This window comes from Companilactobacillus keshanensis (genome assembly GCF_003946205.1).
GTDB lineage: Bacteria > Bacillota > Bacilli > Lactobacillales > Lactobacillaceae > Companilactobacillus > Companilactobacillus keshanensis.
The window spans coordinates 23,414-45,325 of sequence record NZ_RHOS01000011.1; the positions used below are offsets into that span (position 1 = coordinate 23,414).

The following is a 21,912-nucleotide window of genomic DNA, read 5'->3' on the forward strand; positions in this document are numbered from 1 at the left end:
TTATCCTCTCCTGTAATACATTCTCTTCAGAATTTCTGGATTGACACCCATTCTATAAAAGAATCTTATTTTTTGCATTCTAAAAAATGTCTTAAAATACCCTTCATTTTGATACTTCCGTGCACTAGTCATGATTGGTAAATTCAATTGAGCAAACTCAATATGTAATTTACTCAAACTGCGACTGAATTCGTAATCCTCCATCAGTGGCAAAACCGGAAATCCGCCTGCTTTTTGATAGACTTTCTTAGTCACGAACAGCCCCTGATCACCAAAGATAAGTTTTAAATATTTGGCTCTGATGTTTGAGCTAAAAGCTAAAACCTTGAAAAATAGTGCTGAATCGTCAAAATGAATTCTGAAGAATCCGATTTGAGCAGTTGTTTTCTTTAACAGACTTAATGGAGACCCCTTGATGAAGTGAGAATCTGCATGCAAGAACAACAACTTATCAGCTTGAGCATTCTTGGCTCCTAATCGTAACTGAAACCCTCGATTAGCTTTACTACTCAGATAAATCACATTATCAGGTAACCAATTCGGACGCGCTCTCTTTTCTCCGTCAGTAATTATAATTTCTACACCAACTGGTCGCCAACTTTGTATTTCACTTAGAATTTCCTTTAGAGAATCATCATCATGAAAAGTTGGAATAATTATTGTTAACCACATTTAAAACACCACTGGTAATTTCGAAAAATAAAATTGATATGTTTTATTCTCGTCAACGCTTTCTGAAGCTAAGTCACAATAAACAGTTTTTTGATCAATTTCAATCGTGATACGCTCCAAATTACTACCCATCCATTTCTTCTCGAGGATATTCCCCTTAAAAGCTGGATATTCGGTTTTATTCAATTGTAATTGTCCAGAAAAAGGTAAATATAGCACACCTTTTTCTGTTACAGTTCTGACTTTTCCTGAATAAACAGGTGAAACAAAATCATTATTTGACAAACTTCCCTCAATAAAATTAGCTTGTCCCAAAAATCTTGCCACTGCCAAATTCTGTGGATTACTTTCCAATTGTTTTGGGGCATCCACTTGCATAATCTGTCCGTCGATCAAAATAGCTACCTTATTAGATAACATATATGCTTCAGTTTTGTAATGGGTCACAAATACGATCGTCAATTGAAATTTACGCTGTAATTCTTTAACGAAATCGAGCATTTCAATTCTTAAAGCCTCATCTAAACTAGAAAAAGGTTCATCCATCAACAATAACTTTAGATTTAGGATCAAGGCACGTGCCAAGGCCACCCGCTGTTGTTGTCCCCCAGACAATTCATCAGGATAACGATCGATCAGTTCTGATATTCCCATTGTTTCCATAATATCTTTAGCTCGTTGCTTCAATTCTGAACTATTAGTTTTTTTGACTTTGAGTCCAAAGGTTATATTTTTAAAAACGGTCATATGTGGAAAAAGCCGATAGTCTTGAAATACCATGATACCTTTTTCCACTTGTCCGTCTTCATTCAAGAATTTACCGTCTGTAGGACGATCGATCCCTGCTAAAATATTTAACAAAGTTGTTTTTCCACTTCCAGAAGGCCCCAGAATGGCAAAAATACTGTTTTCGTCAATCGTTAAATTGATTCCGTGCAGTATATGAGTATTTCCCTTTTGTTGGGAAATATTATCTAAATGATACATTAAGCCAGCTTCCTTCCTTTATGTGTGACCCAAACATCGATCAAATATAGAGGTATCAATGTTACCAACATGAACGTTATTCCATAAACTGCGGCGATTCGATACTTGCCCTCAGTTGTGAAGGGAAACATTCGTACTGATAAGGTTATATAATTACCGTCACCAATCAAAAGTGTTCCTAAATATTGAGTCATCGAAACAATATAACTCATCATGACTGCACCTTGCAGACCATTTTTATTAAGCGGAATAGTCACTTTAAAAAACGTTTGTAACGGCGTTGCACCTAAATTACGACTAGTCACCTCATATTTGTCTTTCCATAATATTAAATTATCATATAACAGTTTAATTGCATACGGTAAACAGAACAAAGTATGCGCACTTACCACACCAAAGAAGCTGCCGTTCAAACCATATTTGATCATAATGAAATCCATATTTGTCAATACGGCAATACTAGGGATTATCATTGGTAGATAAACTAAAATATTTAGTAATTTCTTACCCTTAAAATCATAATATGACAACGCCATTGCGGTAGGATATGCAATCAAAATTGTCAATACAACAGTTCCGACTGCAAGTTCCATACTAGACAATAGTGACGCTTGCATTTCTGCGTTAGTTATTAGAAAACGGAAATAATATCCCCAATCGACCCATTTAGGCCACAACGATGGATAATTCCAGGTTTTACTGATGGCTAACATAAAAATCACAAATAGGGGCATTAATACTAAAACAGCAAACAATAAATAGACTAATAATTTTAAGATTTTTTTAGATGCCACCTGTATGACCCCCTGGTAAATGTTTACTCAACCACAACACCAACCCGGCAAATGCAATTGAGAAAACAGATAATATCAAATTCAGGCTCATGATCATTGGCAATTGCGTATAGTCACCCTGAACGTAGAGATCATAGATATATACCGGCAGCATTTCTTTAGTCTGATTACCTAATAAATAAGGTACTTCATAAGAACCAAAGTTGAATGAGAAATTAATAATGAAAGCATTAACGATTGCCGGCATCAATAGTGGTAAAGATACTTTCCAAAACGTTTGCCATTTCGTTGCCCCCAGATTGTCAGCGACGATTCGGTAACGATTGTCCATTTGTCGTAAAACCAAAACTAGTGAAACTATAACAAAAGGAACCTCCTTCCATAAATACGTCAGGATAATTCCTATTTGCCACTGGTCGTTCAATAGTAGTGGAAAACTATTATAAGAATGTATGATACCAATTTTAGTCAACAAACTTGATACTAAACCCGTTTGACTGAGTAATTGAATCAAGGCCAACACAATAAAAATATGTGGCAACATGACTGGTAATTGAGCAAGTTTAAAGAAGGGCTTAGTAAATGGATTATCATTTCTTTTGAAAAGAAACGCCAATACTGTCCCGATAAAACACGCCATACCAGCACTAAATAGAGCAAAGATGAATGTTCTAAAAAAAATTCTTAGAAATACTTTGTCATTTAATGCATCAGTATAATAATGCAAACTCAACTTTTCCATACCCATTAATGGATAATAGCCAAAACTGGTTATTAAGGATTTAGCCAAGGCACTGAAAAAGAAGAATAGCATGAAAAGACAAAACGGACTTAATAACAAAATAAGTTTTCTTTTAGTCAGCATTCAAAACATGTTCTTTCCACAAATCTTCAATAATAGGAATCTTCTTAGCAGAAACTTCTGGAACACGTTTCTTAGATAATTCATCCATTGTCAAAGTATTGTTTTCTTTAGCTTGACCATTTAAATCATTAGTTATACTTGCTGGGACTTTGCTTCCAGAATATGGAGGAATAGCTGAACCATATTTGGCCTTCAAACGTTGTGTTTCTGCTTTCTTACTCAACATTGTATTAATAAGAACAGCAGCAGCTGCTTTATTATCAGATGTCTTTGGAACAGCAAGATAACTGTAGTTACCTACGGTACCTTTATCAAACACAAATGTATGGGCGTCATCAGTAAACTTACCATCAGCTCTTTGAGTTGCGGCATACATTTGATTATATGAGAAAGTCATTGCAATTTGGTGATCGGCAAACATTTTATCCATTTGAGCACTTGTCTTAGGATATGTCTTACCTTCTTGCCATAGATATGGTTTCAATTCATTTAGATAATCTAAACTTGGTTTGATAGCCTTGTAAACACCTGCTTTAGTTGCTGGTGCTTTGTTGATAGCATCAAAACCGACTGTTTCATAAATAATGTTTCTAACGAAAGCACTACCAGTAAAGTCTGGTGGAGCAACATATGTTAGCTTGCCAGGATTCTCTTTAGCCCATGAAAGTAATTTATCTGAACTAGTTGGATAGTCCCCGTTAAACATTTGTTTACTACCGATCATAACCAATTGGGCATTTCCGAAAGGAACTTCCATATTGTTGATCTTTGTACCCATATCACTCTTAGCATCAGGATCGCTACCTGAAATGTAAGTCTTCATATTTGGAATCAAAGAATTATCTAAATTGCCAGATAATAGTGATAGTTTTTTAGCTGTTAAGAAATTTTCACCATTGATCCAAACAACATCAATGTTTCCAGATTTCTTATTTGCCTCTTTTTCATTAGTCAACTTCTTAAGAATATCTTCAATATTCATTGGAACACGTTTAACTTTGATACCCTTTTCTTTCATCATTGGAGTAACAACATCGTCAACCCAACGATTTTGTGTATCAGAGCCACCATAACCATAGAAAGTTACAGTCTTACCTTTAGCTTCTTTCAAAGCTGTTTTATAGCTAGTTGGCATTTCTGATCCCTTAGAATCGTTACTCTTATTAGAGCAGCCACCTAATACAAACAAAGGAAGTAAAAACGCTAATAATACAATTAGCTTTTTGCCTCGCATAATATCCCCTCACTATATCATTTTTTTATGTTGCCCAATTTTTTTAGGTATATATGTCAATAAGAAAAGAATTACACCAAAAATGGCGAATTTGATCGACAACGATGTCGACAAACCTTCAGTCAGAATATCTGATGCCATGTAAGCATAGATAAAACAAGCTGGAAGCATTGTTAAACCCGAAATCGTTGAGAACTTCCAGAATCCCATTGGTGTCAATGCATAAGCATAGCTTTGCAAGGCATAAGGGAAAATTGGAACCAATCTTGTCAGAATTAAGAACGAAATACCATTCTCATTCACACCATTCATAATCTTATTAAAGGTAGGTTTATCACCATATTTTTTTATTACAGCATCTCTAAGCAAAGTTCTGCCTAAAACAAATGAAATACTTGCCCCTACTGTGCTGCCAACAACGGTTAACAGTCCGCCCAAGAATCCACCATAGGCGATCCCGGCAACGATAGCCAATAATCCTCCTGGTAGCATAAAGACGGCCGTAATAATACACAATAGAATGAAAGCAAAGTATCCAATAAAACCTTGCTCTTGAAACCAGGCCTGCATCGCCGAAACATTTTGCAGTTCATTGATCAAACCGGTTTCATAAAAGAAGATAATTCCTACGATCATTAAACCAATAAAAATTACTACTTTTTTCATTCCTACACCTCATAATCACAGTCACACTATCAATTATTTGGACATATTTAATTTTTTGTTTTGTTGTTTATTCATCATTACTTTACGTACGACCATTGAAACTACGATCAAGATAATGAATGAGATCAAGCCCATAAACATCAACATCTTGCTTCCGCCCAAGCTTCCTCCAACGAATGAATAAACAATAGTAGCTGGTAACTGACCAATTCCGGTAGCAATCATAAACTTGCCAACTTTCATATCAGTGAAACCTGCACCATAACTTACTTCGTCAAAAGAAACAAACGGTAGTAAACGTAAAATCACAATTGTATAATCACCATACTCATCGAAAAATCCATCCATTTTTGCTAGAGCACGTTTTGTGATTATTTTTTCAGCTAACGGACGGCCGATACCTCTGGCAATGTAAAAGCACAATAATGCACCCAACATAGCACTACCCCAGGATAATGCAGCACCAAAGTACCATCCGTATAGATACGCATTAGCAAATGTTAGAACAAATGCTGGAAGTGGAGCCAAAACAGATTGGAAAACCATCAATAATGTTGAAATTAAAGGTCCCCACATACCAAAGCTATCAATATAATCTCTGACACCTTTAATATCTAATTTTGCTAATAAAGCAGTCATTGTATCAATGAAATCTTTATAAGCCGGGATCCAGTAATAAAAACCGATCAAAAGACCTAGGAAAACAAGAGTCAAAACTAAACTAATCTTACTTTGAGTAGTTAATTTATTAATCTTATCTCCAGATTCAATTTTAGCAATCGGATGTTTTTTACTATCAACATATAAAGCAATTAACCAAACAATCAAAACGGCAAAGATAATTCCAGAAGTGACCCCAAACGACCACTGTGCATGGAATAATTCACGAACTGTTGCTCCCAGAACAACAATTAATGGTTGCCATCTATATGTCATTAATAGTAATAGGAATGTGACGACTGTAATACCCAGTGTTTCTGGGAATCTAAAGATTGCCCAGTTTTGTTGCAGATGTTTACCATAATACATGTAACAAAGATAAACAATTATCGCCACTATAGGTATTATCCACCCTAAAGGAATACGCATTTGCAGCCAAGTGGATTTCCAAGCCATTAAAGAACAAAGAATACCTATGACGACTCCGTTATAAAGAATCCGTAACCTTGTCATCTAATTATCTCCTCTTTATTTAACTTGCATAATAACTTTAACTTGTTTGCCATCCTTTGGTAGAACACTTGATTTACCAGTGAAATGTTCGCCATATGATGATCCATATTTAGAACCTGAAACAGTACCTACAGCACAGCTATCGAAACATAGAACACAACCAGTCTTCATCTTGTTATTCATAGCCATGTTTCCACCAAACTTGAAACCAAGATCTTTAACATCTTTACCATTAACTTGAACAGCTTTTTCTGCTCTCATTTTCTTACCATTAATTACGAAATAAACTTGAACTTTTGTACCTTTAACCTTTGTACCTGGTTTTGATTCCTTTGTTACATTATCGCCAGGTTTTGCGCCAAACTTCTTTAAATCGTTATAAACTGTTTTTGGCTGTACATCAGTTTTCAAAAGTGATTTGTTACCATTTGTTCCATCAACATTAACGATTACGTGACGTGTGCCTTGTGTAAAGTAAGTTCCGTTAACTGTTGTTAACATTGTAATTGTTTTTTTCTTTTTGTTCATTTGAATCGGATTATCTGATGATAACTTGGCTGCTTGTGCTGTAACATCTGAAACGGCAAACATGCCAATAATTACCAACAGACTAGCAAAAAAGCTAATTAATAGACTTTTTTTCTTCATTAAAGTATACCCCTATATTTTATTTAAGAATTTTAACATCCTTTGAACGTGGATCTCCTACTTGAACTTGATACTTAGATGGGTTCTTCTTATGAGCTTTGTCCCATGCGAACCAACCGCCATCATATACATGAACATTCTTCCAGCCAGCTTGGTATGTAATAAAGAAGGCTGTAGTTGCACGCCAACCAGTACCACAATAGAAGTCAATATTACTGTCTGACTTAATGCCCCATTTTTCCCATGTTGGAGCTAGATCAGCAGCTGATTTAACAGTGCCATCTTTATTTAATAAGTAAGCTACATCGGCACTTGTCTTACTTGACTTAGCATAAACAGCACCCTTTGGTTCACCCTTGTCTTTGATGTATGAGTAACCACTAGTCTTACCAGTGAATTCTTTCCATGAACGAGTACTTGCTAAAATAACATTAGGATCTTCTTTTTGTTGCTTCTTGAAATCAGCAGGTGTCTTGATTTCATATTTGGCATTTTCTGGATTCTTATCGCCAAAGTCTTTAGCTACAGTAACTTTCTTAGCTACACCCTTTTGTACTTTATAATTTCCTTTAGTCCAGCCATTGTATCCACCGTCTACGATTTTGATATTATTAACACCGGAAGTGAATGCTGCAAAGGCAACTCTTGAAGCAGCATTGACGTCTGTTGAATAGACGATCAATGTTGTTTTACTTGTAACACCATTCTTTAATAGAAGCTTTTGGATCTTACTTGTTGATAGAAGGTTCCATTGATTTGCTTCTGATTCAACAGAATTAGTATTAATGTGACGAGCACCAGGAATGTGACCCTTCTTAAAAGTCTTGTCATTACCATATGATGCTTCGAAGACTTTATAATTCTTAACATCTGTCTTTCCATTAATTACTTTGTTTGTCCATTTAGGACTAACGAATACTCTTGGACCGTCAGTTTGTTCTGTGTCGTCGTTTGATGCAATTGCATCAGCACTAACATTAGTAGTGTGCAATGCGGCAGCCAAACTAACACCAGCCAAAAGCACTGTTGCTGTTAAGAAAAGTTTTTTGAACTTTTTCATAGCCAATTCCCCCAATTTTTTTATAAGTTCATTACAAAAAGAAAAAATTTACAAAAATTGCATTAATGCCAAAAATTTGTTCTAAAATTTACCCAGATTCAAATTAAAAAACGTGTTCTTGATCCGCGAACAATCTTTGTTAATTTCTTCATTTGTAGCGCTTCCATTATATCATCTCTAAAAAAATATTAATACACTGTAAGCAAATTAGTTGACAATTTGTCATTTTTGACCATTTTTACTGAACACGTCTCTAGTTTACTTTGACAATTCCTTTATTAAGATAAAAATCAGTTACTGAAAATGTATCACAAGTTCACACTCTGTACTAAATGGCTGAACACAAAAAAACGATACCGAAGTATCGTTAAACAAAACACGTTAATTATTATCGTTATAATGTACTATCGGCATGATAGTGTATCATCAATAAATTTCTTTTCTAAATAATAAATATTATTAAGTGTATACGATCGATTACCACTACTATAACTATTTTGTGAAAAGATTCGAAGTAGACAACGGGATAGAATTACTTCTTATTAATTCTTACATTGATTTTGTCGGTTTAATTTTACTGCCGTAAGAATTCAAACATCGTTACTCTTAAGTATTATTTCTTAAAATCCTTAATTATAGTCACATACAATAACTAAAATTTCCATTTGTGAATAACGTTTTTATTCACCATGTGTCTTCCCTCGCATAACATGATCGGCATGCTCTAGTGTTTCATCAATAACATCTAAAATATGTGGATCATTTAATTTGTAATAATTGGATTTACCGACTTTTTTGGTACTAACCAATTGATATTGTCTTAAAAGAGCTAATTGATGTGAAACGGCTGATTGTTCGATTTCAAGTAAATTGACGATCTCGCTGACATTCATTTCTTTTTGTTCTAAAATATTGAGCATTTGCAACCTTATTGGATTATTGAGCATCCTTAATATTTTCTGTGATTCATCTAGTAGTTTTGGCTCAATAAGTTTGATATCGTCCAAATTGATTCCTCCTACATATGTTGATGTTTTCATATGACAATGTTATCATATGAAATATATTTGAAACGAGGTAATAAAATGTTAAAAGCTATTTTAACCGGTGTAACAGCATATATATCTACCAGTATAGACTATTTAATAATCTTGATGGTCATATTTGGGTCAACTAAACCAAAACAAAAATGGTTAGTTTACTTTGGAGATATCCTTGGAACTTCCATTCTAGTTATCAGCAGTTTGATCATGGCGTTTGTACTTGGGTTCATTCCTCAAGAATGGGTTTTAGGATTTCTAGGTTTAATTCCTATATTAATGGGACTAAAATTATTATTTTTTGGCGAAAATGACGACGATGATGCAGTTGAAAATGGCATGAATAGGCGTTCCAATGTAATCATAAACGTTGCTTTAATAACTGTTGCTACTTGTGGTGCCGACAATATAGGTATTTACGTACCGATCTTTGTTCAATCAAGTGTCAGCAGTTTAATAATTATCCTGATTACTTTCTTCTTCATGCTGACGTTATTTTGTTATATTGGATATTTATTAGTACGAATTCCTAAAGTGGCTGACATTTTAGAAAAATGGGGTAAGTATATTACTGCAATCGTATATATTGGAATTGGATTATTTATCTTGATTGAAAGTGGTACTTTTGAACATATCTTTTAGATGATTAATTTTGTTAAAGAATATTTTATTAAGTGGATGAGGCTTATTCGTTTGCCAAATCATTAGAAATTCGTTATTATTGTAAGGAACGTTTTGGGGGCGTTCTGGATTCGACATGTGTAGTAGCGTGTGGGTCGCACTTCGGTTTTCGTGTCCCGTAAAAACACACAGTTTATTATAACTGCAAAAAATAATAATTCATACGCATTAGCTGCCTAAAAACAGTCTAAGCGTGATCCGTCTGATTTTGCTCAAGGGTCAGAGCCGGGTCTCAAATTAATTGAGCTACGTTTGATTTGTCCAGCCTGAACAAGTTAAAAAGAGATTAATCGGGGTTAGCCGCTATGGCTAGCCAGGTTGTGCGGCGTTCATAGCGGCGAAATTTTAAATAGTACAACTATGAGTGTAGAAGCTCGCATTGCATTATGCTTGGACAGGGGTTCGATTCCCCTCGCCTCCATTTTCAGTATTTTAACCAATTTCATAGGTCTTGATATCGTTGATAAATGTACGTTTAGGAATTCAAAAGCTTCAATAAGCTTCAATATTTTTGATTAATCCGGACATTATCCGGACACAACAAACACAATTACATCGCGAGGGCCTTAATCAATCGTTAGTCGTATATGACTAGCGATTTTTATTTTAAAAAAGATCCTCAATCGCAATTATACGACTGAGGATCTTTTATGTTAGACAATCTTTAACTTGATCTAATACTGTGAAATTATTAATCATTTACTGAGTAGATAACTTTTTTAAAGCGTCAATTACACTGGTTTGACTTAAAATTTCTTTTAATGCATTTTTTTTGTTTTCTTTAACTTGAACTTCAGTGTAAATATTAGAAACTTTTACAATTTTATTCATTTTGATTTACCTCTCATAATAAAATTTTTCGTAGTTCGTTCAATATCATAACTAACATTATCAATTATGAACATGTAGACATCATACTCCGAACATCTTCCGTTAGCAATTCTTATAGAAATTTTTTCATACAAATCCGATTTATCTTGTCCATTATCAAAAATGTAAAAATTCAAATACAAAAACATTAGTGCGGCAATTAATCCCGTACGCTTATTACCATTAGAAAACGCTTGATAGTAAGCTGTTCTATACCAATACTTTGCTGCTTTATGAGCAATCGAAGGACTAGTATCTAAATCAAAACAAAAAGAATCTCTGACAGAACTTACGGTGTAATCCAGTGTACTACTATCAGTAACTCCTCTTTTGCCATAAACTCCATCTTCTTTAAAAATATCCTGTGCAGCTTCATTATATTCAATCATATCATCCATGTTCAAATATATAGTTTCAATACCCATAATTAAGTATTTCTTTAATACCTTACCATCTAACTCTACTATTATTTCACCATGTTCATTATCCACCGGTTCACTAGAAACGGTTAGTTTCTTGTCACTGAGATTTTTATATTGTCTATGCATCTGACGTTGTAATATATACAACAAATCTTTAATTTCTTTCTCTGATTGATAGGTCCAATAAATTACACCTTGATACCTTACTTTTTTATATAGTATTTTGAAGTCTTTCATTTTACTATTATATCAAAAAAAGAGGTTATCCATCTATTGTTGTAATAGATGGATAACCTCTTTAATTTATTTGGTAGCATTGTCGAATGTCTTCCATAGTTGTCGGTTTGATATCCCCTTCAACGTCAAAATAGATAGTTAATTTGTTGCGCACCGGCAGTGGCGACAGCTCCATCAGTGTAATCATAATCGCTCATGAATCTGTTTGAGTCCCAGACCTCAACTAATTGAACACCATCAATAGATGTAACACGTGATTCTAATGCTGTTAATCCAACATTTTGATTAGTAATTTGACGATTGAACTCTGATGAACGTTCCAAAGCATCCATTGTAGCTGATGACACGAATCCAGTAATGTTAGCGGGATTGTACTTCCTGATTGGTAAAATGGCTGACTTTAATGATGAATATGCATTATCTTTTGTGATTGTTTCACTCAATTGATGTTTTGTTTCTGTTTCCTTTAACGCATCGAAATCAGCGGTATTCTTAACCATTGTTGAGAATCTATATGAATCCAATTCAGGTTGAACATGTGTTGTGATGAATGAATTGGATATATTGGCCATTGCTAATTCCTGATTAGTTTCATCAACATCTTGATTATCAACGAAGAATTCAATATCACGATCTTGACCCATTGTGTATGTGTCCTCATCGTCTGTTACTGAACCTTCATTGTATCCTTTAGTACGTGTGTGATCCTTTAACCCAGATGTTGTGATGTTACGTAGCTTGAATGATTTACCACCATTAAACCAGTTAACTTGGGGGATACCCAAAGTTGCTGTAACAAGCCCTTCTGTAATCTTTTGATCAAGTTGTTGACCATATTGTGTTGCGTAATTAAATGTAGCCATTTATTTAGTCCTCCTTAATATTGTGTAGACCCAGCGCTTTAGCAAATGCATCATCGTTTGTAGGTGCTCCCGAAGGATTACCACCAGCGGTTGCGTTGATTGCTGACTTGTCTGGTTCGCCGGATTGAAACAAGTAATCATGATCTGTTTTTATATTGTCCACTTGCTCCTTTAATCCCGTTAGTTCAGATTTATCAGCATCAAACTTAACTGTGTCAGTATCGATGAATGGCATTACTGCCTTTACATCCCTGACACCGGCATCCTTAAGGTAGTTTTCAACTGCGTTACCCTGCTTAACTTGTAGCAAGTCATTAGCAGCCTTCTGATCATTATCTTTAATAGTGGATTCAAGATTCTTGATAGTTTCTTGAAGATCATCACTATTGCCAACTTTTTCACCTAAATCCTTGATTTGAGTATCACGATCGGTTACTTGAGATTTTAAGCTGTCTCTTTCTTGCTCGGCCGTAGCAAGTTTAGAATTGACACCCTGGACATCTTTACCATATTCGGTCATGACCTTTTCAATTGATTCATCTGTTAAACCTAAGTCTTTTAAAAATTCTCTTTTCATGCGTAATCTCCTTTTACGTTTTTTTACGATGTACGACATCGCAGAATTGATTGCATAAAAAATAAGCAGTTTAATGACTTACTTAGGTCAATTACTATTTGTTCTTCTTTCTTTTATCATTAATAATTTTTCTTACTCCAGCGACAAATTTATCGTGATCTAATTCTTGCTCTTTTGTTGGATTACCCTTTTTGATTACAGATAGATGATTTAATTCATCAGAATCTCCACGCCACCTTCTATCAGAGTATGGTTCACTATTTTTCTTTTTCAAATTCTTCAACCTCCATGATTGGTAATCCATTTTGGATATACTGTTTAAGAATCTTAAAAGAAGTTCCATTTTTGAATAAAACTTCCTTTTCATTATCATTGTATCCTTTAAGATCAACGGCATTAGAATATTTTCTTATGATAATTCTCAAATCATCATTGTCATCATATACTGACTTAGAAGTCGAAGAAAATCCCTTTTCAGTATAAACATCACCAATACTCTTGTCTGAAACGAATTCGCCCAATGACTCTCTATCAAAAAAATACGACCTGTAAAGTGGTTTATCTGATTTATATTTAGGAAGTTTGTTTAAAGCCGAATTTAAATCATTAATTGTTTTCTGTTGCTCATCTGAAAGCTTTGTACCTCTACGTAATGCATCATTTATCTTATAAGAGTCTGATGAAACATATTTTAAAATGGCGCCTTTTTCATCATGAGTTAATTCGGGTTTTACTGGTTGTATTCTCTCACGACTATAATTTTGTTTCAAGAATTCGTTATCTTTAATCAATTTTTTTATTTCTGACGAATGGTGGTTATGTTTTGCTTTTAATTTACTAATATCGTCAGCCGTACCAATCTTTTTTGCCGCATTAAGTTGTTTTTTATCATTCTTAATACGGCGTTCAAGTGCACGCTGTTTCTGCTGAATTTTACCTTTTTCAATAGCCTCATCAGTATCAGGATGAGTAAACGGGTTAGTTGAAACTCCTTCAATATAAGGGAACAACTCATGATGGCAATTAATGCCCTGAGTACCTCCAGCCTCCCCATATCCATGATTATAGATTGAATCATACTTTGGATTATATCTTGGATCACTAGATGGAATCGTATTAACTACTAAACCTTGAATCGGTGCACAGGCAGGACGTGAGGCCGCATGACTACTCATCATAGCTAGAGTTACATCATATTTATCCATCACATTCATACGTGTTTTGTTGTATGTGTTATGTGCGGCAGTATTGATAACCATTCGGGTGTAACCTTCAAGCGACCAGTTGTGACCAGCCTTATCAACTAGATTGGTCTTCATCCCCGCTTTGACCCATTTATTAACGTTATCGAATACGGCTTGTTCGTGGGTTTTAAGACCCACAATAGTTTCAATGGTAGATTTATTGATAATGTCTTGATATGTCCTAGTAGCACTATTCTGTCCGTAATTTCGACTAATCAGTGATTGATTAACAACGTTGTTCATGCTGCCATATGTCTGGGCCCATCAGTCCGCCCAATAAAGCTGTGCTATCAACACTAATCTTTGAGCGTTGCATCATATTGGATAACTGAGAGTTCAAATCGTCTTCAATCTCGATTCCATTATCAACGATCAATTTCTTGATCATCGGTTCGGCTTGACCAGTTACTTCTGATAATAATTTAATAACGTCATCCGTCAGCATCCCCATCTTAGATAATTGTTCGGCTTGCCACATCAACACATTATCTTTATTGACATCCTTATAGTTTGAATCTTTTAAGTAGAAGATTATTCGATTAAATATCTGCTTTTCCAAATTGGAGTAAAGAGATGTGATATCATCAGCGCTATTTTGCATGTAGTTCTCATTAATCACCGTCACCACCACCTAAGAGGGTGTTTTCATCCCCCGAAGTGGTATCTGTGGTAGGTTCTTGCTCTGATTTAATCTTCTCTAATTCATCTAATGCATCACTATCGGTCAACCCATAGTTTCGAGCTAAGAATGTCTGCTTAGATAATGCACCAGCAATTACATTTTTGAGATCCTCATCCATTTGTTTATCCTTATCAACAAACACACCATCATCATAGTGAATCTTGATTCCGATATTGTTTAAATCAAGATTGGAATCACTAAATTTAGGTGTTTGACCATTGAATAATTCTTTGGTCATCGCTAATTCAAGGATAGATACACATATGTTTTCGATGAACTCAGATACATTAGTTAGCAGGCTCGATCGTGTCTGATATGTAAGACTGTTCTCAGATACAACTTCCGTAGCCGTCTTCATACCAGTGTTGGCGTCAAAACTAAATGAACCAGGCGACATCCCAACATCGGCTTCTAACTCCTTTAACCAGTAATTAATCGAATCTGTATATTGTTGAACCCTAATATCATGAGTTAAGTCAGTGATATTCATATCAGCTTCACCCATCAACTTAATAAACACGTCAGTGTCAGTATTAAAGGTTGGCTTGTGTGCTGTGTCATCAAACCTCATCATTGATTCAGGCACTGCCACTGTTCTACGTCCATTCTTAACTTCCCACATAAACGAATCATGCGTCATGTTCAAGTTATCCAGAGTAGCATGACAGTTATCAACGATACCAACACCTAATGGACTTTCAAGGTTAATATTGTTAGCTCCAGGCATTTTTAGGTAAACAAAAAGTGGTCTAACCATCTGATTACCAGATAATTTAACCACTTCTTCTAAATCGGGATATATTGTATTTAATGGATAGCGTGTACCAACTTCGTGCTTACTATCACTTCTATATAATTCGTTAGTAATTTGATACGAATCATCATCAATTTTTTATTTACTAAGATCGTCGGGAAACTTGGTGAATACAATTTTCCCATCATGATATCGAGGGATCAAATGGATATGACAATGCATGATTGCCTGACCACCTGCAGGGTTAACATTAACATCAATGTTATATCCATCTGGATGAAATTCATTGTCCAAATATTTTTTTGCTTCATTCAATAAACTATACATGGCGACCATTTCCTCTTTGGGAACATCGAAGAAAGTTGGATGATGCCTTTTTGAAATTATCAAAGAATGCCCTTTTGTTACAGGGTGAATATCGAATAGCATCCCTGCATATTCGTTCTCAATCACATAGTTTCTATTTTTTGGATCACAAAATATACAGTCTTTCATTATCTAATTCGCCTTCCCTAATATAGTGGTATTTTAACATTCTTTATTAATGATCTAACTTTTTCTTCTATTATATGTGCTTATAATCTTCAGAATATATTAATGGACATAATTGATATTTAAGTGTATTGTTTATCTTAATGTTTTTAATAAAAAAGCCGATAATCGAGTGCCAAACTCGAATTATCGGTTTTTATTCTGAATTTTAATAAATTATGAGGGAGGTAAAATATGGGGAAAAACAAAAGATCCATTTATATCTTAGTATTCAGTAACTTTTTAATCTGTTTAGGAATTGGTTTGGTAATACCTGTCACGCCATTTATCAAGAATGAGTTCCATTATACAACATCTGACATGGGAGTGATGACGTCATTATTCGCTTTTGCACAGTTTATCGCTTCACCGATCGTCGGAAAATTATCCGATAGGGTTGGACGTAAACCAGTCATTGCCATAGGACTATTCATTTACATGATTTCAGAATTTATTTTTGCTATGGCAATATCACTGCCAATCTTTAATTTATCAAGAATTATTGGTGGTATTTCTGCCGCTATGGTTATTCCAACTTCAATGGCTCTTGCTGCAGACTTAACTGATTTGAAGAATCGTGCCAAAGTTATCGGCTGGTTGTCGGCTGCTTTTAGTGGCGGTTTGATCCTTGGCCCTGGTCTTGGTGGTATGTTAGCCAATATTGACTACAAAACACCATTCTGGGTTGCCGGAGTTATGGGATTGATCAGTGCTATCTTTACTCAAGTATTCCTTAAAGAAGATAACAAAACACGCGAACTGGAAAAAGAGGAACAGCTTCGAGAACAAAAAAAAGGTATCTCTTCAATTAGAGCTATCCTAACTGCTCCAATGGTAATGCTTTTCGCTATGATCTTAGTAGCATCTTTTGGACTACAAGGATTCGAAAGTATTTATAGTATCTACGTTAACCAAGTTTTTAACTTTGGACTAGGAACAATCGCTCTAGTTTTGACATTAAACGGGATCATTTCCCTTATTTTACAAGTGACTGCCTTCAATTGGATTATTGTTAAAATTGGTGAAATGAACTTGATCAGCTGGTGTTTTCTACTCAGTGCCATCTGTGTTTTCTGGATCACACAAGCTCATTCAAAAATCGAAGTTATCGTAGCTACATTGATCATCTTCTCCGCCTTTGATTTATTGAGACCTGCTATCACTACGCTTTTAACTAAGTCTAGTGAAAGTAACCAAGGTTTGATCAATGGTATGAACATGTCACTAACTAGTATCGGTAATATTATCGGACCTCTAATGTCTGGGGCATTGATGGACTGGAATACTCACTATCCATATATCGTTGCTGCTATTATTCTAGCAATTTCTTACCTATTCACATTAGTTGTTAAAAGATTTCCGATCATACCTAAAAAAGCATAACGAAGGTGTTTCCAAAAATGGAAACGCCTTTTTATTTTTCAAAAATAACCCTATAATTAAGTACTTGAGAACATGCAAAAGGATCTGATTTAATGAACACACTTACTAAACACTTTTTAAAGGAAACCAGTCAAAAAAATATCATTCGTCAAAATGAGATCAAAAATCTGAATTCTGCTAAAAATTCACTTTGGATCAATGTTGGTATTTACATTGTGATAACAATAATAGAATATTGGCTATCAATCATTGGCAATTCACAAGCCTTACGAGCTGATGCATTTAACAATTTATCCGGTGTTATTTCAACAGTTATTTTAATAATTGGATTATTTGAGGCTACTAATATTGACGATGATGATTTTGTCGGAAAACCTCTATCCAAAAAATATGGACGTAGTAAAAACACACTACAATTATCAAGATTCCGACTGGAAACTGTCTTCACGCTGATAACTAGTTTTGTTATCATCTTGATTGCTTTACAGATCATCGTTCAAGGTGGAGTTGGATTATTTCATTTAAAAGGAAAAACCAGCCCTAATCTGTTATCCGCCGCTGGTGCTGGGATGGCAACATTATTAATGATTATCGTCTGGTATCTGAACCATCACAATGGTAAAAAATTGCACAGTACATCCCTTTTAGCAGCCGCTAAAGATAGTTTTGGCGATGTCATTACCAGTTTGGGAACAATGGTCACCGTTTTATTATCTTATTCTTTAGGATTACCTTGGCTAGATAGTGTTGTCAGTATCGCCATCGGAATATTTATTCTCTGGTCTGGGCTGATGATCTTTCAGGAATGCACACTAAATCTTGCTGACTATGTTGACCCTACTCTGGAACATAGTATTAAAGAAGCTGTTTTAAAAATACCAGATGTTCATGATGTTTTAGAATTGCGCAGTCGTTACAACGGAAATATTTTTATCGTCGACATGTTTATTTTGATCGACCCTAATAAAACAACTATTGACATTTATGATCTCGATGAACAAATTGAAAATAAGCTACGAGAAAAATTTAATGTTTTTGATACCACTATTACTGTAGTACCTGATATTAAATAATTTTATTTGTTAGAGGTACTATCTATTTAATGAAAAAGCCTTATAAGCAGTATATCCTGCCTGTTCTAATAATTGTGGTGTTAGTAGTATAGCCTGCTTCAATGACATTGGACCTGTTGTTGAAGATAAAACTAAATCAATACCATTTTGATATACTTGCTCGATCCCTGAACCGACACTGCCAGCAACTGCAATTACTGGTAAATCAAATTTCTTAGCTAATTTTGCTACTCCGATCGGTACCTTGCCCATAACAGACTGACCATCAATTTGGCCTTCACCGGTTATTACTAAATCAACATCTTTCATTCTCTGTTCAAGATGTATCAGTTTCATAATTTCTGTGATGCCGGACTTTACCGTCGCATTGCAAAAAGCCATTAGACCAAATCCCACTCCACCGGCGGCTCCTGCACCCGATTTTATTGAGAGATCTTTATTTAGAACTTGAAATGTTTTATCTGCTAGGTTTCTTAATCCTTTCTCTAAAGATACAACTTGATCTTTCGTGGCTCCTTTTTGAGGACCAAAAATTACAGTGGCCCCAGTCTTTCCTACTAAAGGATTACTGACATCAGATAAAGCTATGATGGTTGTATTCTTTAATCTAGGATCAATTTGAGAAATATCAATTTTGGCTAAGTTTACTAAACTACCACCGCCAAATGACAGTTCATTTCTAAATTCATCTAAAAAATGTACACCCAATGCTTGAGCCATTCCGACCCCACCGTCATTAGTTGCACTGCCACCTAAACCAACATAAATCTTCTTTGCATTCTGATCTAGAGCTTTTTTGATCAACTCACCAACCCCGTAGGTAGTGGTTTTATCGGGGTTCAGTCGATCTTTTATCAAAGTTATCCCACTAGGTTCGGCGACTTCGATCACGGCTGTATGATTTTCGACCATTCCCCAGTTAGCTGAAACTGATTCTCCTAATGGACCGGTAACGGTAGTTTTAATGATTCGGCCATTTAAAGCATTAACAACGCTGTCGACAGTCCCCTCACCGCCATCAGCTATTCCATATTTATACACTTGTGCATTACTATCGGCTTTTTTAATGCCGACTTCCAGATAATTACTTATCTCAATTGAACTAGCACTGCCTTTAAATGAATCTGCTGCAATCAGTATTTTTGTCATGATATGCCTTCTAAAAATGTTTTAATACCAATCTAGCATAGTCAAAAATTTAAGTAAAACTGGCTTTATGATAAGCTATGCATGGATATATTAATTACATTTTAAAGGAGGAACATCGTGAGACAAATTACGTTTAATCAACAAAATGCTTCTGCTATTGGATTAGGGACCTGGCGTATGGGCGAAGGAAACAACGCCAAAAATGAAGAAGAATTGAAAACAATTCAATATGGTCTTGATCATGGCATAACAGTGCTGGATACGGCTGAAATGTATGGTGATGGAAAATCTGAAACACTAATTGGAAAAGCCATTCAAGGTTACAATCGTGATGACTTTCAATTGATCTCCAAATTTTATCCTAACCACGCTACTCCTGAACTAATAAAAAGTAGTCTGGAAAATAGCCTCAAACGTCTTAAAACAGACTATTTAGATTTGTATCTATTACATTGGCGCGGTGCAACTCCGTTGGCCGAAACCATTGCAGGTTTACAGGCTGTTCAAAAAGCTGGGTATATTAAAAATTGGGGTGTCTCAAACTTTGATATTGCTGATTTAAAAGAACTCGATAGCCTGGCTGGTGGTAATGAATGCCGCGTCAATGAAGATCTATATAACGTTGCCAGTCGTGGGATCGAATATTCGATTTTACCATGGCAAAAGGAGCACAAAATGTCATTCATCGGCTACTCACCTTTTGGCTCAGATGGCGGAGATTTTCTAACTATCAAACCAATATTAATCGAAATGGCTAAACAAAAACATGTCACGGTCTATCAGCTATTATTGGCCTGGGTCTTGAGAAATCATAATATTCTCAGCATACCTAAGTCCAGCACTATCGAACATCTGAAAGATAATATGGCGGCCGTTGATATTAAATTTACTGCTGACGAATTAAAATTAATTGATTCTGAATATCCAAAACCAAATAAAAACACCCAACTTGAAGTTATTTAAGTTATTTGCTATTCTTATTTGAAATCAATACCACCGCCGGGTGTATAGAAAAAGAGTACTCTTAACAATTCCATTAGGCCTAAGAAGGAATTGCTAGGGGTACTCTATTTTTTTGGAGGAAAATATTATGAATTGGATTTATTTGATTACTGCAGGTTTGTTCGAGGTGATTTGGGCAACAACTATGAAGCTCAGCCATGGATTCACTAAATTAAATTATACTGCTTTAACTATTTTAGGGATGATCGCCAGTTTTATACTATTGGCCAAGGCTACTAAAACATTGCCGTTAAGTATCGCTTATCCTATCTGGACAGGAATAGGCGCTTTGGGAGCTATAATCGTTGGATTTGTTTTCTTCGGTGACAAAATATCCCTCTTAACTTGGCTCTTTATCGTTCTACTTTTAATCAGTATTATTGGAATCAAACTTACGACCAGTAATTAAGTGGTAAAATTGGATTCATAAATTAACAAACAAGGGAAGAATTATGAAACGGATTGAATATTTAATTATTGCGTTAATAAGTATTATCGGATTCTCATTTACAACTACCACAGTTTTTGCTAAAAATAACTTGAGTTCAGTTGAACATGATGTCAATCATGCCTCTGCGAGTGAACCACTGGTATTTTCACATCGAGGTAGTCCTTACAATAGTCCTGACCATTCATTCAAAGGTTACGATCAAGCCATTAAAGATGGTGGTCAATATATCGAACAGGACGTTTGGCTCAGCAAAGACAATGTTCTTTATGTTTCTCACGATAATAATTTAAAGAATTCAACTGGGAAAAATATTAACATCTCTGAATCAACAACAGATCAGCTTTCAACTGTAAAATTGCGTAACGGTGAAAATCTTCATAAACTAAGTGATGTTTTCGATAAGTACAAAAAATCGATCCACTATATTATTGAAACCAAGAAAAATGCTGGCGATAATACTGATACAGAAAAAGCTCTTGTTAAAGAATTGAATAATTACCAGATGAATAAAAACGTAATTATGCAAGATTCCAGTATTCCTGGTATTAAGGAATTTCACAGTAAAAAATCTCAAAGAAATGTTCCGATCCTTTGGCTAATGGATTCTGTAACCCAGCGACAATACTTAGAAAAGATTAATAATGCACCTAAATATATTACTTTCGTATCGGTTCCACTGGAACAGTTAACACCTAAAATAATTAAAACTGCTCACAAAAATGGTTTTAAGGTCAATACTTGGATTATCAACACTTATAATGATAATTACAACGCATTGAAGACCTATAAAGTTGACAGTTTATTTACTAATAATACTAAAGAAACTTTGAAACTGATCCACAAATGGAAATAGT

The 21,912-nt window shown here is 34.9% G+C and carries 25 protein-coding genes, 1 other RNA gene and 1 pseudogene; 7 read left to right on the forward strand and 20 right to left on the reverse strand.

From position 1 onward, the window contains the following. From EKM64_RS07225 to EKM64_RS07270, 10 genes are all read right to left on the reverse strand, one after another. A complete protein-coding gene (locus tag EKM64_RS07225; RefSeq protein WP_125677102.1) occupies positions 1 to 672 on the reverse strand; it encodes a TIGR04283 family arsenosugar biosynthesis glycosyltransferase in 672 nt (223 codons plus the stop codon). After that, entirely contained in the window at positions 673 to 1,659 is a 987-nt protein-coding gene (locus tag EKM64_RS07230; protein WP_125677104.1) for an ABC transporter ATP-binding protein, read from the reverse strand. After that, positions 1,659 to 2,453, reverse strand: coding sequence for an ABC transporter permease (locus EKM64_RS07235; RefSeq protein WP_125677106.1), 795 nt, complete (start codon positions 2,451 to 2,453; stop codon positions 1,659 to 1,661). Before EKM64_RS07235 ends, EKM64_RS07230 begins: the two co-directional genes overlap by 1 nt. Continuing rightward, complete coding sequence (locus tag EKM64_RS07240; RefSeq protein WP_164505322.1) at positions 2,443 to 3,318, reverse strand: ABC transporter permease; 876 nt, start codon at positions 3,316 to 3,318, stop codon at positions 2,443 to 2,445. The genes EKM64_RS07235 and EKM64_RS07240 overlap by 11 nt, the downstream gene beginning before the upstream one ends. Beyond that, entirely contained in the window at positions 3,308 to 4,552 is a 1,245-nt protein-coding gene (locus EKM64_RS07245; RefSeq protein WP_125677108.1) for an ABC transporter substrate-binding protein, read from the reverse strand. The genes EKM64_RS07240 and EKM64_RS07245 overlap by 11 nt, the downstream gene beginning before the upstream one ends. A gap of 12 nt (positions 4,553 to 4,564) precedes the next feature. Then, the gene (locus tag EKM64_RS07250; RefSeq protein ID WP_125677110.1) at positions 4,565 to 5,218 is read right to left on the reverse strand and encodes a TVP38/TMEM64 family protein; all 654 of its coding nucleotides are present in this window, start codon (positions 5,216 to 5,218) and stop codon (positions 4,565 to 4,567) included. A 33-nt stretch (positions 5,219 to 5,251) separates the two neighbouring features. Continuing rightward, positions 5,252 to 6,391: a TVP38/TMEM64 family protein gene (locus EKM64_RS07255; RefSeq protein ID WP_225420977.1), complete on the reverse strand. Its 1,140-nt coding sequence runs from the start codon at positions 6,389 to 6,391 to the stop codon at positions 5,252 to 5,254. Positions 6,392 to 6,406: 15 nt separating this feature from the next. After that, positions 6,407 to 7,039, reverse strand: coding sequence for a YdjY domain-containing protein (locus EKM64_RS07260; protein ID WP_125677112.1), 633 nt, complete (start codon positions 7,037 to 7,039; stop codon positions 6,407 to 6,409). Positions 7,040 to 7,058: 19 nt separating this feature from the next. Continuing rightward, positions 7,059 to 8,099, reverse strand: a complete 1,041-nt coding sequence (locus EKM64_RS07265; protein ID WP_125677114.1) for a sulfurtransferase — start codon at positions 8,097 to 8,099, stop codon at positions 7,059 to 7,061. Positions 8,100 to 8,779: 680 nt separating this feature from the next. Then, positions 8,780 to 9,139 carry an ArsR/SmtB family transcription factor gene (locus tag EKM64_RS07270; protein WP_125677116.1) on the reverse strand — a complete coding sequence of 120 codons (360 nt, stop codon included), beginning with the start codon at positions 9,137 to 9,139 and terminating at the stop codon, positions 8,780 to 8,782. A 45-nt stretch (positions 9,140 to 9,184) separates the two neighbouring features. Here EKM64_RS07270 and EKM64_RS07275 point away from each other — a divergent pair, with 45 nt between their 5' ends. After that, on the forward strand, positions 9,185 to 9,781 hold the full coding sequence (locus EKM64_RS07275; RefSeq protein ID WP_125677118.1) for a cadmium resistance transporter: 597 nt from the start codon (positions 9,185 to 9,187) through the stop codon (positions 9,779 to 9,781). A gap of 95 nt (positions 9,782 to 9,876) precedes the next feature. After that, positions 9,877 to 10,244: a transfer-messenger RNA gene (ssrA, locus tag EKM64_RS07280) on the forward strand. A 275-nt stretch (positions 10,245 to 10,519) separates the two neighbouring features. On the opposite strand, the gene EKM64_RS11650 is transcribed toward ssrA, so the two are convergent. From EKM64_RS11650 to EKM64_RS07320, 9 genes and pseudogenes are all read right to left on the reverse strand, one after another. After that, complete coding sequence (locus EKM64_RS11650) at positions 10,520 to 10,651, reverse strand: hypothetical protein (protein ID WP_263852833.1); 132 nt, start codon at positions 10,649 to 10,651, stop codon at positions 10,520 to 10,522. Continuing rightward, positions 10,648 to 11,349 (reverse strand): Fic family protein, encoded by a 702-nt coding sequence (locus EKM64_RS07285; protein ID WP_125677120.1) that lies wholly within the window; start codon positions 11,347 to 11,349, stop codon positions 10,648 to 10,650. The genes EKM64_RS11650 and EKM64_RS07285 overlap by 4 nt, the downstream gene beginning before the upstream one ends. A 131-nt stretch (positions 11,350 to 11,480) precedes the next feature. Then, positions 11,481 to 12,212: pseudogene (locus tag EKM64_RS07290) on the reverse strand (hypothetical protein); the annotation flags it as partial. A 4-nt stretch (positions 12,213 to 12,216) separates the two neighbouring features. After that, positions 12,217 to 12,789, reverse strand: a complete 573-nt coding sequence (locus EKM64_RS07295; RefSeq protein ID WP_164505323.1) for a phage scaffolding protein — start codon at positions 12,787 to 12,789, stop codon at positions 12,217 to 12,219. Between the two features lie 94 nt (positions 12,790 to 12,883). Next, a complete protein-coding gene (locus EKM64_RS07300; protein ID WP_125677126.1) occupies positions 12,884 to 13,063 on the reverse strand; it encodes a hypothetical protein in 180 nt (59 codons plus the stop codon). After that, the gene (locus EKM64_RS11655) at positions 13,047 to 14,276 is read right to left on the reverse strand and encodes a phage minor capsid protein (RefSeq protein WP_125677128.1); all 1,230 of its coding nucleotides are present in this window, start codon (positions 14,274 to 14,276) and stop codon (positions 13,047 to 13,049) included. Before EKM64_RS11655 ends, EKM64_RS07300 begins: the two co-directional genes overlap by 17 nt. Next, positions 14,260 to 14,652 (reverse strand): phage minor capsid protein, encoded by a 393-nt coding sequence (locus EKM64_RS11660; protein WP_125677130.1) that lies wholly within the window; start codon positions 14,650 to 14,652, stop codon positions 14,260 to 14,262. Before EKM64_RS11660 ends, EKM64_RS11655 begins: the two co-directional genes overlap by 17 nt. Continuing rightward, a complete protein-coding gene (locus tag EKM64_RS07315) occupies positions 14,645 to 15,604 on the reverse strand; it encodes a phage portal protein (protein WP_125677132.1) in 960 nt (319 codons plus the stop codon). Before EKM64_RS07315 ends, EKM64_RS11660 begins: the two co-directional genes overlap by 8 nt. Positions 15,605 to 15,607: 3 nt before the next feature. After that, positions 15,608 to 15,964 carry an HIT family protein gene (locus EKM64_RS07320; RefSeq protein WP_125677134.1) on the reverse strand — a complete coding sequence of 119 codons (357 nt, stop codon included), beginning with the start codon at positions 15,962 to 15,964 and terminating at the stop codon, positions 15,608 to 15,610. Positions 15,965 to 16,195: 231 nt separating this feature from the next. Here EKM64_RS07320 and EKM64_RS07325 point away from each other — a divergent pair, with 231 nt between their 5' ends. Then, positions 16,196 to 17,383, forward strand: a complete 1,188-nt coding sequence (locus EKM64_RS07325; protein ID WP_125677137.1) for an MFS transporter — start codon at positions 16,196 to 16,198, stop codon at positions 17,381 to 17,383. Positions 17,384 to 17,475: 92 nt separating this feature from the next. Next, positions 17,476 to 18,456: a cation diffusion facilitator family transporter gene (locus EKM64_RS07330; protein ID WP_125677139.1), complete on the forward strand. Its 981-nt coding sequence runs from the start codon at positions 17,476 to 17,478 to the stop codon at positions 18,454 to 18,456. 18 nt (positions 18,457 to 18,474) lie between these two features. On the opposite strand, the gene EKM64_RS07335 is transcribed toward EKM64_RS07330, so the two are convergent. Then, positions 18,475 to 19,605: a glycerate kinase family protein gene (locus tag EKM64_RS07335; RefSeq protein ID WP_125677141.1), complete on the reverse strand. Its 1,131-nt coding sequence runs from the start codon at positions 19,603 to 19,605 to the stop codon at positions 18,475 to 18,477. A 117-nt stretch (positions 19,606 to 19,722) separates the two neighbouring features. On the opposite strand from EKM64_RS07335, the gene EKM64_RS07340 reads away from it, so the two are divergent. From EKM64_RS07340 to EKM64_RS07350, 3 genes are all read left to right on the forward strand, one after another. Beyond that, positions 19,723 to 20,568: an aldo/keto reductase gene (locus EKM64_RS07340; RefSeq protein WP_125677143.1), complete on the forward strand. Its 846-nt coding sequence runs from the start codon at positions 19,723 to 19,725 to the stop codon at positions 20,566 to 20,568. A 127-nt stretch (positions 20,569 to 20,695) separates the two neighbouring features. Then, complete coding sequence (locus EKM64_RS07345; protein WP_125677145.1) at positions 20,696 to 21,016, forward strand: DMT family transporter; 321 nt, start codon at positions 20,696 to 20,698, stop codon at positions 21,014 to 21,016. A gap of 43 nt (positions 21,017 to 21,059) precedes the next feature. Further along, positions 21,060 to 21,911 (forward strand): glycerophosphodiester phosphodiesterase, encoded by an 852-nt coding sequence (locus EKM64_RS07350; protein ID WP_125677148.1) that lies wholly within the window; start codon positions 21,060 to 21,062, stop codon positions 21,909 to 21,911. Position 21,912: the final 1 nt, after the last annotated feature.